Below are 14,570 nucleotides of genomic sequence, written 5' to 3'. Positions count from 1 at the left end.
CAGAATAACTACTTATTTTTTTCATAGAATTGTCGGATTTTGAAATTAAACTGATATGTTTTATCTAAATTCTTCTTCAATAAATCATAAAAATCACCCATCAACAGGATAAATTAGTAAAATGGGGCAAGATTTTTGTAATTATAAAAAGGTAATCGATCGCAAATCTGATATCATCACAGAGATAAAAATAAATAACTATACTGATTCCCCATCAAAATACGGCCATCTTATAAATAATATTAGAAAACAAACGCATGTATTATATACTATTTTAATAAATTAAGGTGTGTGAGATGATGGATACGCAATGACGATGTTAAATGTAAATGATACCATACAAAAAGCTACAGAATATAAAAAATTTGTATCCATCATTATACCAACTTTTAACGAATCAAAGAATATTACAGATTTACTTAATCAAATTCAATCTAACATACCTGCTGGAACGGATGCTGAAATTATAATAGTGGACGATAACTCTCCTGATGGAACCGGCCTTATGGTTGAAAAATATATTGAGGAGAAAATGGGCTTGGATGTAGACCAACCAAATCTAAACATCTCAATAAAGATAATTCATAGAAAGGAAAAGACTGGCTTGATTCCGGCCGTTATGAACGGAATCAGGTACTAGTAAGGGACAAAACGTCCTAATCATGGACGCTGATTTTTCACATCCTCCAGAGGTAATAAATAGAATGATATCAGAATTAAAGAAGGAACCCAATTGCATTATTATTGGTTCTAGGTATATCACAGGCGGAGCTATCAATGGGATGCCCTTTAAGAGATTTTTGCTTAGCGTAGGAGCAAATTTTATTGCGAGACATGGATTATGTTTAAAAAATGTTTACGATCCGATGTCAGGATTTTTTGCTTTTCCAAAGCATACACTTCACGGCATGGAATTTAATACTGACGGATTTAAAATACTACTAGAAATTTTAATAAAGAAGAAAAACGGTATCAAGGTAAAAGAAATACCCTATACTTTTAGGGATCGAAAATACGGACAGAGCAAACTTAACTTTCAAATAATTTTTGATTATATTAAGGCAGTTTGGAAACTCTATCGATATGGAAGAAAATCAAAGCAACAAAACACTCAATTAGAAAAGAGGAGTTCAGTTCGATTTATTTCAAAAGCGGCCAGGTTCTATACAGTAGGAGCTAGCGGCTTTGTTTTGAATTATCTGGTATCAATTCTTTTATCAAATGGAATCCTAGGAAGCTTTGGATATTTGCAAGCTACCGCAGTAGGGATTGCCGTATCTGTAACTACAAATTTCTTATTAAATAAATTCTGGACATTTGAAGATAAAAATGTCAATTTGACACGATTTATTAGACAATATGGAATGTTCATTGGGTGTAGCTCATTAGGAATCCTCATACAGTTCTTGTCAATATATATACTCAGAGAATCAGGCGTTTCATATGATGTTTCACTCTTACTAGGAGTTACAATAGCATCAGTTAGCAACTTCTTGTTTAATAAAAAATGGACATTCAAGGAAAAAATATGGGGATAACAAATGTTTCAACTAAATTCATTTTAGTTTTAGTCTAATGACATGTATACTATGTTAGGGTTTTGAATAAATTGAATATTGGACTTCAAATTATCTCATCATATAATCGATCAGCTTAGAGAACATCAGACAATAAATAATTAAAACAGGTACGATGGGATTTTAATCCCTAGAGTATAGTTCAATAGCGATGTATTGATTCTATTGTTTCTTTGATTAATTATGTATGATATTGGAGAATGTGACGGTATGATTTAGTCTGATATTTTCAAACTTCTAGCCATATTCGCACCATATTTTTTGTTATTTTGTTTTTTTGCAGTTATTTTCATGTTTGTATTTTTTAAATGCTCACTCAATTCTTTAATAACACATTCACACCATACGTACTACTTGACTTTCAGGTTGGCCAAAAAAAACTTTGATGATTTTATTAAACGAATATAGACCTAAAGAATAACAAAATAATTCCGTAAATCAAACCCCTTTCGATTCACTATTCTTTACTAAAAAGGAATAGGTTACTGAATCTGAGTTAAATAAAAAATTAAGATGTTATGGATTCTTCTGCCTCATCTAATACATTGTTTGTTGCATTGATGGTCTGTTTGATCTCTTCTATTGATGCATTGCTGTCTATCTGTGCACCTAATTGTTCTCTTAATAGCTCTTCTCCTTCTTCTGATAATTCTTCACCAATGGGATCCTCTATATGTTCAAAATTATCTAGATAAGCAGTCGTTGCTAGTTCTTTAGCCTTTTCAGTATCGTTTGCGGAATAAGCATCTATTGTTTGATTGAGTAATAATCTAATATTCGAAATATAGTCTTGAGTGCTTTGTTCATTATCTGATGAGGTATTATTTGCAGTATTATTTACCTGTGCAAATGATACTGTAAATGTTGTATCATATGTTAATGAAGTTATTGCAGCTACAATAACAATCAAAATTATTTTTTTTTGTTGAATGTATGTAAACACTCTAAAAGTATCAAGAATTATATATTTAATCCAATGGTAAATTCTCCATTTGGAGAATAACAAATTTTGAATATTATATTTTGCCTATTATATATTTCTGTGATTATGAATTATTGAAATACTGAACTGATCTTCCCATATTTTCTCAATTTAAAAATGAATTAGGAAAATAAAATAAATCGAAGTTCGGCGCTTGAATTTTTTTCTAACATAATGTTAAATCTATTACATAAAGTAAAATTTAAATTTCTAAATATGAACAATAATTTCGGTGATTACATTATGAACACAAAAGAGTTTGTAACTAAAATCATCACTATGGGTCAAGACCAAATAATACAGAGAGTAAAATCGCTACCTAAACTATTGTCAGTAGGCTTGATCGCCGTACTAGGATTGCTTCCTCTAACCTCAATACCTAACAGAAGTGTTGGAGCTTATGCGCAGCAAGTACAATTACAAACAACAACAACTGATTTATGGTATCAATCACTAGAGGTAGCACGTTCCAAAGTTGAAGCAGCGCTGTCCCCTGGAGCATATGGACACGGTGTTCTGGGCTTACAGAACTTTTCAACATATGAAATTCTGATGGCCATTGGGATATCTGTCATGGTGAGTATTTTAGCTTTCATGACTATTAGAATGTGGCTATCTCGTCCAAGACATGCAGGAAAAAAAGGTAGCATCATCTCATATCAGAAATGAAAATGAGATTGCTCTTTGGCAAGAAAAGATTTAGTTAATATGCAAAGATTAAAACCTTTTTTATTTTACCTACTATCTAAACATGAGAAAAAAATATTTATTTCTCAATTTTTAGATTTTGGTGGATGAATGAATCATTATGAGTTGCAATGGTATATGCGAAAGATTCAAAGCAAAAAGAAATCATATTATGCCCTCTAGATATAAGGAAGGACAGAAAAGATGTAGTGTCTGTGAGATTTTTATAAAATGGGACGAAACTTATTGTCCTTGTTGTAACTATAAATTAAGAACACGATCATTCAGAGGTTTTGGAATGAGAAAGCAGTATAGAGAGGAAATGATTAAAAGATATTGAACATACTGCAAATAAGAATCTGTTTTATTCATTTAATTTGAGAGTATAATTACTTTCTGAACCTCATAATTATTGATATTATGCAATTTGACTTATCCGCAATTAGTCACAAAAAATTTTTCCCTATAACTGTATTTGTATTTGGATCAAGAATACAGGAAGACCATTGAGTGCAAGCCAATGGTCTGATGGTCTTCCTGGTTACCATGTTGATCCTTTGTGAAAAAAGGGATCTTTCACAATGAGACGGTCTCTAAAAAGGATGGATTCAAACACATGACTTTGTGTGTTGGAAGTATCCATTGCACATCATCACCTGTACAATATATTGTAAAAGGAAATATTTACAATTTTCTATAATGATCAAGAGATGAGAAGTATCATAAAATTTTAATATGGTTTTTAAAGTGATACCTCATTTTCAATTCTTCTAGGCATGAAATAGAATTAAACTATTAAAACAACATCCTATCGCATTGACTTTTGAGGTGAGACATAAAAACAATTTAAGCCAATACCACACGTAGTTGGGAGACTCGAATCTTTGTCTTTAGGACGTGGGTTGTATCAACTTATTGTTTGATGACTATAGCTTATTGCAGTAAGAAAATAAGAGTATTCAGAAGTAAAATTATTTTTTCAAAAACGAATTGTTTTTTTAGATACGATATAAAGATAAATGAACTAGAAAATTTTAGATATAAAATGAACAAATTAGGATGCTAGATAGATAATGTCGACTGAAAGAGAGCAACCGCGACAGAGAATAAGTATCTGATTATTAATAAAACCCATTTTGAATTAGTTATAGGATGCTAGATATTGTAATTGTAATTGGATTAGTAATCGACGTAGTTGCCGCATTAATGATGTAGTATGGTAAAATATTTAGGTCCACAGAAACCATTGAGCAAATCTCAAAACACAGTGAACATGAAATAAAACACAGAATATTAGAAACACAATTGGCACGTCTAGGTGCAATCCTTTTGATAGTTGGATTTGTGATACAGATAGTAGCAGGTAGTAGGCTATACAATTAATTTTAATATCTAGATGGACGGAGTCTTACAACCTAGTAGTTGGTGCTGTTAACTTAACGATAAATCTATAGATTCTAGATACTCTTTTCTCTATTTTGAAATATGAAATTAAAATATTAAACTAAGAGGGTGATATAACGGATATTGCCATCTTATGAAAAGACTCATCTTAAAGTTGTCGGAATGTATTGTACAACCTGCAAACCCATTGTAGAAAAACAACTAAAAAACAATATTGGAATTAAAAAAATTGATATAAACTATATGACAGATAGTGTGGTTATTGAATTTGATCCCACTTTAACAAATATTAAAGAAATAAAAGAAAGTTTAGAAAATTCAGGTTACAAATTCGTTAGAGTCCCTCGTTAATGATTGGAGTTTGTGTTTTTGTAAGCAACATTACATTTGGTTTTATCTGGGATAATTATAATTTCAATATGGCAATAACTTATAGTGTATCATTATCTTTTTGTGAAATTATAGGAATGATTGTCTTCATCAAAAGATATTCAACGTTAAAGACCAACGACTTATCGTGGTTGATTATAGTATGAAACAAAATTAAATAGAAATATTCGTATAGATGAGAGTATACAACGCGCTCCGAATCCAAGGGGCTTTGAATCTCACATGCACAGCTTAATAGCGATGTATTGATTCTATTGTTTCTTTGATTAATTATGTATGATATTGGAGAATGTGACGGTATGATTTAGTCTGATATTTTCAAACTTCTAGCCATATTCGCACCATATTTTTTGTTATTTTGTTTTTTTGCAGTTATTTTCATGTTTGTATTTTTTAAATGCTCACTCAATTCTTTAATAACACATTCACACCATATGTACTACCTGGTTTTCAGGCTGAACGAAACCTTTGATGATTTTATTAGACTAACATAGGCCAAAAGAATAACAAAACTTTCCTCAAAGCAAACATCTATCCACATATTATTCTAATCAATCGGCTTAACTTTTTTGAAATTTACCGAGTGAACAATGGCGAATAAATCTTCTACATCCCACATTCTTGTTCTTCGGTGGCCAATTGAACGCATTATTATTCTATAGATATACTCGCTTGTGATTCATAAAGATAACGCAGGAGCGATAATCATTGTAAATCTACATATTCAGTATTTAGCCTTTAGATTCTATAGTCTGGTCAATGTTAACTGTATCGTGATCGGTCTCACGTGTACCAAAGCAGTTATTTAAGGTATTGAGTGTGATAGACCAAAGGTTTGGAATATAGAATTAAGATGTTAACATCTCATTGGTTAATAAACATCAATATATTCAACGATTATCTCTAAGAACCACGATATTTAGAGGATTGGCGGACGATACAATACCAGACTTATCATTTTAGATTGTCTAAGACCTGGAGAAAAACCACTTCAGAAATTGTGAAGGAGACCGTGCCTAGCGCCAATATTTTTTGCTATATAACCATAATAACTATATTAATTAATAGGCGAACATGAGAGGTATAGGTAATTAATGAATTCTATGTCTTCGGCATTATCAGGTAGTAGTGAAACAGCAAACACAACTCCTATTACGACAAAAATTATCACTATTGCAGACTTAAATAACTTAAAAAAAGACCGAACAATTCTTATTGCTGGATTTCCAGGTCCCGGTCTAGTCGGTTCGATAAGTACAAGCTACATAATCGACAAACTAGAAATGTATCAGATTGCATTTGTAGAATCCCATTACATATCTCCAGGAGTAATATTTATTGATGGCAAGTTAAGACATCCATTTAGGCTATACGCTAACAAAGAAGGAAATGTTTGCGTTTTGGTATGCGAAGCGCCCATAATGATGGATGGCATACATTTTGTTCTAGATGCAGTAATGGATTGGGCAATGAAAAATTCAATAGAAGAAGTGATGGTTTTAGATGGAATTCCTGTTCAAGGTATACCAGATTCGGAAAGAAATACAGTGATTCTGGCAAGCGAGAATATGGAACATAACACAAGTAAAGAAATTAAAGTTACAGACAATGAAGGCAAAAAAGACGATGCAAGTGAGGATAAATTTGCCTCTGATGATGTAGCTAATCCACAAAGTAATTTCAATAGAAACGCGATTGAAGATTCAACTAAGAAGTATACTACATTCATTGGGGGTATTGCAGGAGGATTATTGTCTGCTAGTTTATCTAATCAAATTCCATGCGCTGCAATTCTCATTCCATCTTCCAGTGGAATTCCTGATCCTGAAGGTGCCTCCTTACTGATAGAATCTTTTAATAATTTTATGAATGACAATAAACTAAAGATTGATACGAGTCAATTAAGAGAACAAGGACAAAAATTGAAAAAACAGTTAGAACAAATTATCAAAGCAGAACAAGAGCAGCGTGCTGCTGGAGGAGGAGGAGTCGGACCTGAGGATGGGAACGTTCCAAGTCATAGATTAATGTATGGATAAAGACTAGTCTTTTTTTATAGCAATGAGACATATATAGAAAATACCATAGTCCAGCCCATTGACGATAGAAATATCAACCGTAATTACGGTTATTGCAATAACTGCGTTTGCAGGATGTACATCCTTTATAGGCGCATTAATATCGCATAAGGTTTGGTTTTCAGAATCAAAAATACTAACACTAACTGCCTTTGGTGCTGGACTACTTATGTCTGCAGCGATTTTTCAAATGGTTGTGGAAGCAGAAAAAGACATAGGATTGGTTTTAACTATAATTTCGTTTGTTGCAGGAGCAGTAATATTCACTATTGCAGACTATATTGCTGAAAAGAAGGGAGGAGGTGCTGGTATATTACTAGGAATAGGATTAGATTCGATCCCGGAGTCTCTAGCAATCGGTGCATCGATAGCTGCAGCAGCAGGGCCTATAACTGCTTTAGCTGTTATCATAGGAATTCAAAACATACCCGAAGGAATTGCATCATATAAAGAAATGATGACAGGAAAGACCGCTTTTAGTAATAATTCAAAGAAAGCGCTAGGGGCAATCGGCGCAGTATCTGTACTACCTATAATCTTTGGACTTGCAGGTTTATTCTATTTTCAGGGAATGCAATTTATTATATCCTTAATTCTTGCTCTATCTGCAGGCGGTATTTTCTACATGTTATATTATGACATGATACCAAAAGCACATAAAGAACGAAAATGGATACCAACATTTGGAGCCATATTGGGATTCATGCTAGGTTTCATAATCATAAAGGTTTCTGGTGGATAGTGATCATTCAAATATTGCAAGTTCTTCATATGACTACCTATTGGGAATAATTTTGACATCATACTATATCAATAACTATATTATTTTTTTTATAATCAAATGAAGTCTTCCTGCACTTCGATACATTTCACCAATAATACTAAAAGTATTACCTTTTTTTAATAACGCCCTAGGACCAAAGTAATCTTGGTGTTCCAAGTCAGCATACCATTTTTCATTTACGAGCACGATTGCTTTACCCCTCACTATCTTTTCAATAGAGACAGAATATTTACTCCCGGACAGAAACTTGATGGATTCGATTAATGCAATTGTATTTTTATTAACCCAAACAGTTCGTTTCATTTTAGTCAGATTTTCTATAGCCTTTCTGATAATCTCTTGGTCAACACCTATCACCTCATTTAGATATGAAACTTCGAGTCCATTTTTTCCAGCTTTTCCGAGTAAGTTATGAATTTGTCGTTGAACTCTCTCAACTATCTTCTTTCGATCCAAATTCAAAGAGATTTCATAAAGATCTTCCAAGTTTTTTCTTGTAAAAGATGCAGATAATTCGGAATCAGCGGAGATCCTATGACGATAGGATAATTTCTTGACAAGACCTTTAATTTTCTTATTAGAATTTGAAGAAATAGAATCCAAAATAGGATTAATATTTTCGTTGTAATTATCTTCCTTTCCAAATGCAGAATATGCTTTGGATCTTTCGTAAAGAATTTGGAGTTCAGAATCAAGCATTTTGTCTGGATTTTCAAAAGTTCTCTTGTCATATTTTTCCAAAGTAAAATTTGTATTCTGGAGACTTGATTTCATTCGATTAACTTTTCTTTTAGAGATCTCCAAATATTTTGTATCGATAGAATTTTCAGAAATTAGAATTACCACCTTTCCGTTGGAAAACCTGCCAGTCCTTCCTTTTCTTTGTATAAACCTGATCTCGCTTGGAACAGGTTCATAAAATAGCACAAGATCAACATTAGGGATGTTAAGACCTTCCTCGGCTACTGACGTAGCAACAAGTACCGGGAATTTTCCAAGTCTAAAATCACCAAGAATAGATAATTGTTTATCCTGACTGAGACCTTTCTGCCCATTTTTATTTGATTGACCGTAAAATCCCTTGCAGGGTATACCGTTGTCATTTAGAAAGGTTGTTATTACTTCAAGCGTATCACGGTATTGCGAAAAAATCAAAATTTTTTTTTGATAATTAGTAGGAACCTGCTTGTCTTCGTAACCAGAATAATTCTGTTTCGTAGTAGTAACATTAATAGTATCATCATCAGTATCTTGAAAGGAATTTTTGGAAGTCTTTATATCTCCTCTTAAATCAAGAAACTGATTAACTACCGATAACACCTTTTCTAGTTTAGGTGGAGGTTCGTTATCATGATCTTTTAATATTTTGATTATTTCTTTTATTCGGGAATCTGCAAATAGTTCCTGATAAGTTTTACTTTCGGAGTTCTCTTTAGCATTGTATAAGAATTTTTTGAGAGCAAAGCTACCCTGAGATTCAACCAAATCACGACAGTATAACAAAATCAAGGATAAAGATTGAAACTTTAATGCAGTCAGTAAGAAAAAGTTCATATTTTTTGGATTCAAATTTAATTTTATATATTCCCCAAGTGCCAAGAGATCCTTTCTATATACACTTTCAACTCTCTTCTTTTTTATGAGTCGTTTATTGATTAACCAGTTAATATTATCGAAAATCATAGAATTCAATAATGTGGATAGGTCCTTATGATAATCATTCATCTCGATTGAGCAATGCTCTATGTTAGTATCAAAAACATAGGGTAAGACATCATCATCTCGTTCGGATTTAACAATGATTCGCTCTATAAATAGATTTGAACAAATCTCTTTAATTTTTTCTTCTTTAGCTCCGGGGCTAGCCGATAAGCCTAGGACTAGTGGTAGTTTAGCATGATCAGAATTTTCGTAAAATTGTTTAGAAATGGATGTATAACTATAGTCCTTAACGGCTCGATGGGCCTCATCAAATACTATTAAATAAAATTCATCTTTTTTAAGTATACTATCTCGGATATCATTCTTTACTAACTCTGGTGTAGCAAAGTATACTCTAATTGAAGAGGACTTCCAAATTGTTTTTCTAATTTCTGATGCTATCTCTCCTGTTAGCGCAATACATTGGTCTGAAAGGAGAGTATTCATTTTGAATAATTCAAAATGTTGAAACACCAATGGACGAGTAGGAGCAAGAACTAAGATCTTTGCTTTTTTCCAGTTAAGTAAAATATCAAGACAAACTAATAATGCAACAATTGTTTTTCCTAAAGAGGTTGGGATCACAATTAATGAATTCTTATATAATGCCCTATTTACAATGTCCTCCTGATATTGTCTATACTTAATCGTTTCATGCCTTAAGAGAGGATGAGTAAAATAGTTCTTGACCAAAGTTAGATTATTAAATATGAGAAAGAAGTAGTGATGGCAGTATAGATTGAATTTATCAATATTCAGATCTCAAATACTTCAGTTGATTCACTCTTTACCATAGTCTTCCTTTCCGGGTTAACGCTATCGATGGATTGTGCCAATTGTGAAACCTTAGAATTACTAATCAATTCCAAGATAGAATTTAATTCTTCTAGTGATTTGATTACAATCCCTCTTTTTTTACTTGGAGTACCATTCGAATTGAGTGGGTTAATTTCTATAGCTATCGATGCGGGTCTACCACGATACTCAGGTAGTTTAAATAAAAAAACGCCGGCTATGGTGGTAGGTTTTCTCTCCCAATCTTTACCTTCTTTTAGAAATTGTGATAATCTTTCGTCACCTGACATTTTTACTATCAATGGTTATTTCATTTACTATCCTTTTAATTTTATCTATTCCATCAATAATTAGAATAAAATACCAAAAGTTTTATATGATATAGATAACTGGAATGAAAATGTCTGTCTAGATAATTCAAACTTAATCAAAATAAGACATTGAAAGTTGTTGTTGATTACTGAGATACAAATTAGAGTCTTGGGGCCATAAAAAGAAAAATAGATTTAAATAAAAAAGCCACTTGATATATCATATATAAAAATAATGCTGTGACCGAGCTAAAATATGATAAGGGGACTATTCTAGTAACCGGCGATTTTCACACGCCATATTCTGTATTCGACCCTAGAATTAATAAATATCGAGCTTTAGGTATCTACTACCCAGAAATAATTAATTATTTCAGAAGAAATAAAATTGATTATATAGATAAAGTACAAGACTACATCATTCCACTCAATAGGAACCAATTCGATACCACTAATGAGTTAAGAGACTATCAAAAAGAAGCGTTGAAAAGATGGATAACAAATAATTTGAAAGGATGCATAATTCTACCAACTGGTGCAGGCAAAACACTAATTGCATTACATGCAATATTGAAAACATATACATCAACACTTGTAATAGTTCCTACATTAAATTTAATGGAACAATGGTTTAAAGCCATGGAAAATATCTTAACAGTCAAGAATCAAATAGGCAAGCTTGGAGGAGGCAATGAAGATATAAAAAGCATTACAATTACAACATATGACTCAGCTTATTTGAAATCATCATATTTAGGTAACAAATTTGAATTCTTAATATTCGATGAAGTTCATCACCTGGCTTCTGACAAATATTCTTTGATTGGAGAACAATTTATTTCTCCCTACCGATTAGGTTTAACTGCAACAATAGAGCGAGAAGATGGTAAACATGTAAATATTTACAAATTAGTAGGAAATACAGTATTCAGTAAAGATTTTTATGAATTATCTCAAGATAACCATCTAGCCAAATTTAGATTGAAAAAAATTAAAGTAAGGATGTTACCAGACGAAATTTTACAATATAACCGAAGAATATTTCAATATAATCAATTGTTAAAAGAATCAAAGATCTTTTATCCTATAAGACTAGAAAAATTAATCATACTTTCTGCAAACAATATTAATCTTAGAAAGGCACTACTTCTTAAAAATGAAGCTTTAGATATAGCCCTAAACAGCTATGCAAAAATTGTAGAATTAGAAAAGATCTTAAAACAACATCTTACTGACAAAACGATTATTTTTACGGTTCATACTAAACTGGCTTATAGTATTTCAGACCGATTTTTGATTCCTGTCATTACACACAGAACAAAGAATGAAGAAAGAAATGAAATATTAGAAAAATTTAAGAAAGGACTATATAGAATTATAGTCACCACCAAGGTTTTAGATGAAGGAACAGATGTTCCTGATGCCAATTTGGGTATAATATTAAGTGGTACAGGAAGTAAAAGGGAGTTTGTTCAAAGACTAGGAAGATTACTCAGACCTAAAAAGGATGTTGAAAACGTGGCTGATCTTATTGAAATAATTTCATCTGATACAAGTGAAATATTTACTAGCAACAGAAGAAACAAAGGGATAAACAATAAAAAGCAATTAATAGACAAATCAGATCAAATAAGTACTAAATGACAAGATCATCTATTAGCCTGAGTATTACCAGGACATGGTTAAAGAATAAAAAATGATAGCTTCAGATTTACTTAGATATAAATTGGATAATAAAAATCATAAAATATATCCTCTATTATGTTCTTTAGAACAGAATTCTAAAGACATCGAGATAGCGAAACAAGTCATTCAAGTTTTTGAACATTCCTATCAACATAGACTTATAAAAGAAAAGCTGGATCAGTCTCTTAAGGGTCTCGAACAAACTGATAAAGATTACAAGCTTATTAGAGGATTAGCAGCAGTTTTAGAAAAAAGATGTACATTTGGATCCATTTCGCAAATTCACTCAAAGAATCCTCATCAAGACGATTCAAAACAGACAACTGAGTTGTTAAAAGATCTCAATGCTATGGATATTAGGAGAAGTGTTTTTGATGAATCGGTCAGACAAAATATTGCCTTAACTGATCAAACAAGGAAATCGATTCTTGAGAAAATTTCCAACAAATTAAGAATATCCAATGAGATGTTGTCAAAGGTGATGTGGTCTGATCTGGATGAAAATATGATAATGGATACATATGTACCAATTAATGCCGAGAAGTTACTTCTCCTTTATAATATATCGTTAATTCAAACTTTGCTTTTTGGTTGCCTAAAAGTGAGAATAGGATTAGGATCGGATCTAAATCTAGGAACACGGTGGAAAGAAATACGAGAGAAGTAAAAAGACTCGGCCTAATGTACTGGTTAGATTTGGTAGATGAAACAGCCCAGGAACCTAAAGAAAACAAGATAATCTGTTCCATTGAAGGCGCTTTGAATGTAATAAAATTGACTGACAGATACGGGGTCGCGATAGCAAAATTATTACCTGTAATTATGAAATCAGAAAGATGGCACATAGATGCCGATATTCTTAGGATAACATATAGTGGAAAGAAACTAGTTTACGAATTTGAAATTTCTGAAAAATCCTATCCAAACTCATTTCCTTCGGATAAAATGATTAAAATAGGCTTAGAAAATTCCTTTTATCAGTATAAAGAATCAAGAAAAAAATCTTTGTCATTAACCAGCAAATCTCATAGTGAATATAATCCTCGAGATAGTAACAGTGCAGAAATGCTAGAAATCAATATTGAGAATTCCAAAGATAATTCTTATGTGCCGAAGCTTTTTGATAGCAAAATAGAAAAGATATTCTTACAAAAATTTGAGATATTTAAGACAGGATGGAAGATAGAGCGGGAACCAGAACCTATTATAACAAAACAAAAAACTGCATTTATACCAGACTTTATCTTATCAAAATTTGACAATAGAGTATTTGTTGAGATTATTGGTTTTTGGACAAAAGAATACCTTGAAAGGAAAATATCTAAAATATTCGAAATCGTACAAAACAAGGTTGATGATGAAAAATTTTTCATGATCCTCATCATCAATCTTGAAAATTTGATGTCATACGAATTAAATGAAGAAAATAAGATAACCCATATTAAAAATAACAAGAATGTGTTAATAACTTCTTACAAAAACGAAAAGATTTCATTTAAGGAGTTAATAAGATATATAAAAGATATAGAAAACACTTACATAAGTCGTAATGTTCTCAATACAGAGAATTATAATAAGATCATTCAAAATGTAATCAGAATCATAGAAGAATTTAGAATTTCTGCAATGAGTTACATACATTTAGATAAACTAGATGGATTATTGAAGCAAGAATGCACAGATGGTGACGTATTCTTAAAGGCAAGTCTCAAGGAGTTGATAGACAAGAATAAAGAATTCAAGTACACGTTTGAGAATGAGTTATCAAAAAAGCGACTACTACTAATTGATGATTATATTCTTAAAACACAGTTTATTGAAGAGATTTGGAATGAGATAAAAAATGTCATTAATCTGGGAGCAGCATGTAATATTTTAGATTCCAAAAAAATACCTGAAAAAATACATGTTAGTATACTCACATTTCTAGGATTCCATATCGAGTGGAATGGTCTTGACTATTCAAAAGCTAAAATGACACTGAAAAACAGCAATTTATCGCTATAGAGATTATTTATAAAATATAAAAAATAGATTTTTCGAATAATCGCCAAATAGCGGTCAGAGTAGATCATATTTCTCAATTAATTTGAGGCATTCGGTTCAAAAAAACTAGTAGATGTGAAAATAAGGGTTCACAAAAGTAAACAGATTTAAAATATGAAGATCATATAT

Annotated in this window: 10 protein-coding genes and 1 pseudogene; 8 read left to right on the top strand and 3 right to left on the bottom strand. The window is 31.7% G+C overall.

Features of this window, described 5'->3' with window-relative positions; translation table 11 throughout:
• Positions 1–310 precede the first annotated feature (310 nt).
• Positions 311–640, top strand: coding sequence for a glycosyltransferase (locus tag AB0A59_RS01225; RefSeq protein WP_458745746.1), 330 nt, complete (start codon positions 311–313; stop codon positions 638–640).
• Between the two features lie 22 nt (positions 641–662).
• The gene (locus AB0A59_RS01220) at positions 663–1,538 is read left to right on the top strand and encodes a GtrA family protein (protein WP_458745744.1); all 876 of its coding nucleotides are present in this window, start codon (positions 663–665) and stop codon (positions 1,536–1,538) included.
• Between the two features lie 547 nt (positions 1,539–2,085).
• Here AB0A59_RS01220 and AB0A59_RS01215 read toward each other — a convergent pair.
• Positions 2,086–2,520, bottom strand: a complete 435-nt coding sequence (locus AB0A59_RS01215; protein ID WP_458745743.1) for a hypothetical protein — start codon at positions 2,518–2,520, stop codon at positions 2,086–2,088.
• A 282-nt stretch (positions 2,521–2,802) separates the two neighbouring features.
• Here AB0A59_RS01215 and AB0A59_RS01210 point away from each other — a divergent pair, with 282 nt between their 5' ends.
• The 4 genes from AB0A59_RS01210 to AB0A59_RS01195 all read left to right on the top strand — a co-directional run bounded on the left by AB0A59_RS01210 (position 2,803) and on the right by AB0A59_RS01195 (position 7,860).
• Positions 2,803–3,228, top strand: coding sequence for a hypothetical protein (locus tag AB0A59_RS01210; protein ID WP_458745741.1), 426 nt, complete (start codon positions 2,803–2,805; stop codon positions 3,226–3,228).
• A gap of 1,545 nt (positions 3,229–4,773) precedes the next feature.
• Positions 4,774–5,001 (top strand): heavy-metal-associated domain-containing protein, encoded by a 228-nt coding sequence (locus tag AB0A59_RS01205; RefSeq protein ID WP_458745739.1) that lies wholly within the window; start codon positions 4,774–4,776, stop codon positions 4,999–5,001.
• A 1,133-nt stretch (positions 5,002–6,134) separates the two neighbouring features.
• Positions 6,135–7,079 carry a proteasome assembly chaperone family protein gene (locus tag AB0A59_RS01200; RefSeq protein WP_458745737.1) on the top strand — a complete coding sequence of 315 codons (945 nt, stop codon included), beginning with the start codon at positions 6,135–6,137 and terminating at the stop codon, positions 7,077–7,079.
• Between the two features lie 58 nt (positions 7,080–7,137).
• Entirely contained in the window at positions 7,138–7,860 is a 723-nt protein-coding gene (locus AB0A59_RS01195; protein ID WP_458745736.1) for a ZIP family metal transporter, read from the top strand.
• Positions 7,861–7,935: 75 nt separating this feature from the next.
• On the opposite strand, the gene AB0A59_RS01190 is transcribed toward AB0A59_RS01195, so the two are convergent.
• Together AB0A59_RS01190 and AB0A59_RS01185 are read right to left on the bottom strand one after the other, a co-directional pair.
• Positions 7,936–10,296, bottom strand: coding sequence for a helicase-related protein (locus AB0A59_RS01190; RefSeq protein ID WP_458745734.1), 2,361 nt, complete (start codon positions 10,294–10,296; stop codon positions 7,936–7,938).
• A 62-nt stretch (positions 10,297–10,358) separates the two neighbouring features.
• Positions 10,359–10,688 (bottom strand): hypothetical protein, encoded by a 330-nt coding sequence (locus AB0A59_RS01185; protein ID WP_458745733.1) that lies wholly within the window; start codon positions 10,686–10,688, stop codon positions 10,359–10,361.
• A gap of 261 nt (positions 10,689–10,949) precedes the next feature.
• Here AB0A59_RS01185 and AB0A59_RS01180 point away from each other — a divergent pair, with 261 nt between their 5' ends.
• A complete protein-coding gene (locus tag AB0A59_RS01180; protein ID WP_458745732.1) occupies positions 10,950–12,353 on the top strand; it encodes a DEAD/DEAH box helicase in 1,404 nt (467 codons plus the stop codon).
• A 52-nt stretch (positions 12,354–12,405) separates the two neighbouring features.
• Positions 12,406–14,402 (top strand): annotated as a pseudogene (locus AB0A59_RS01175) (DUF790 family protein).
• Positions 14,403–14,570 lie beyond the last annotated feature (168 nt).

This window comes from Candidatus Nitrosocosmicus sp. T (genome assembly GCF_054408485.1).
The sequence above is the reverse complement of the archived record's forward strand: the minus strand, read 5'-3'. Positions and strand labels throughout refer to the sequence as shown.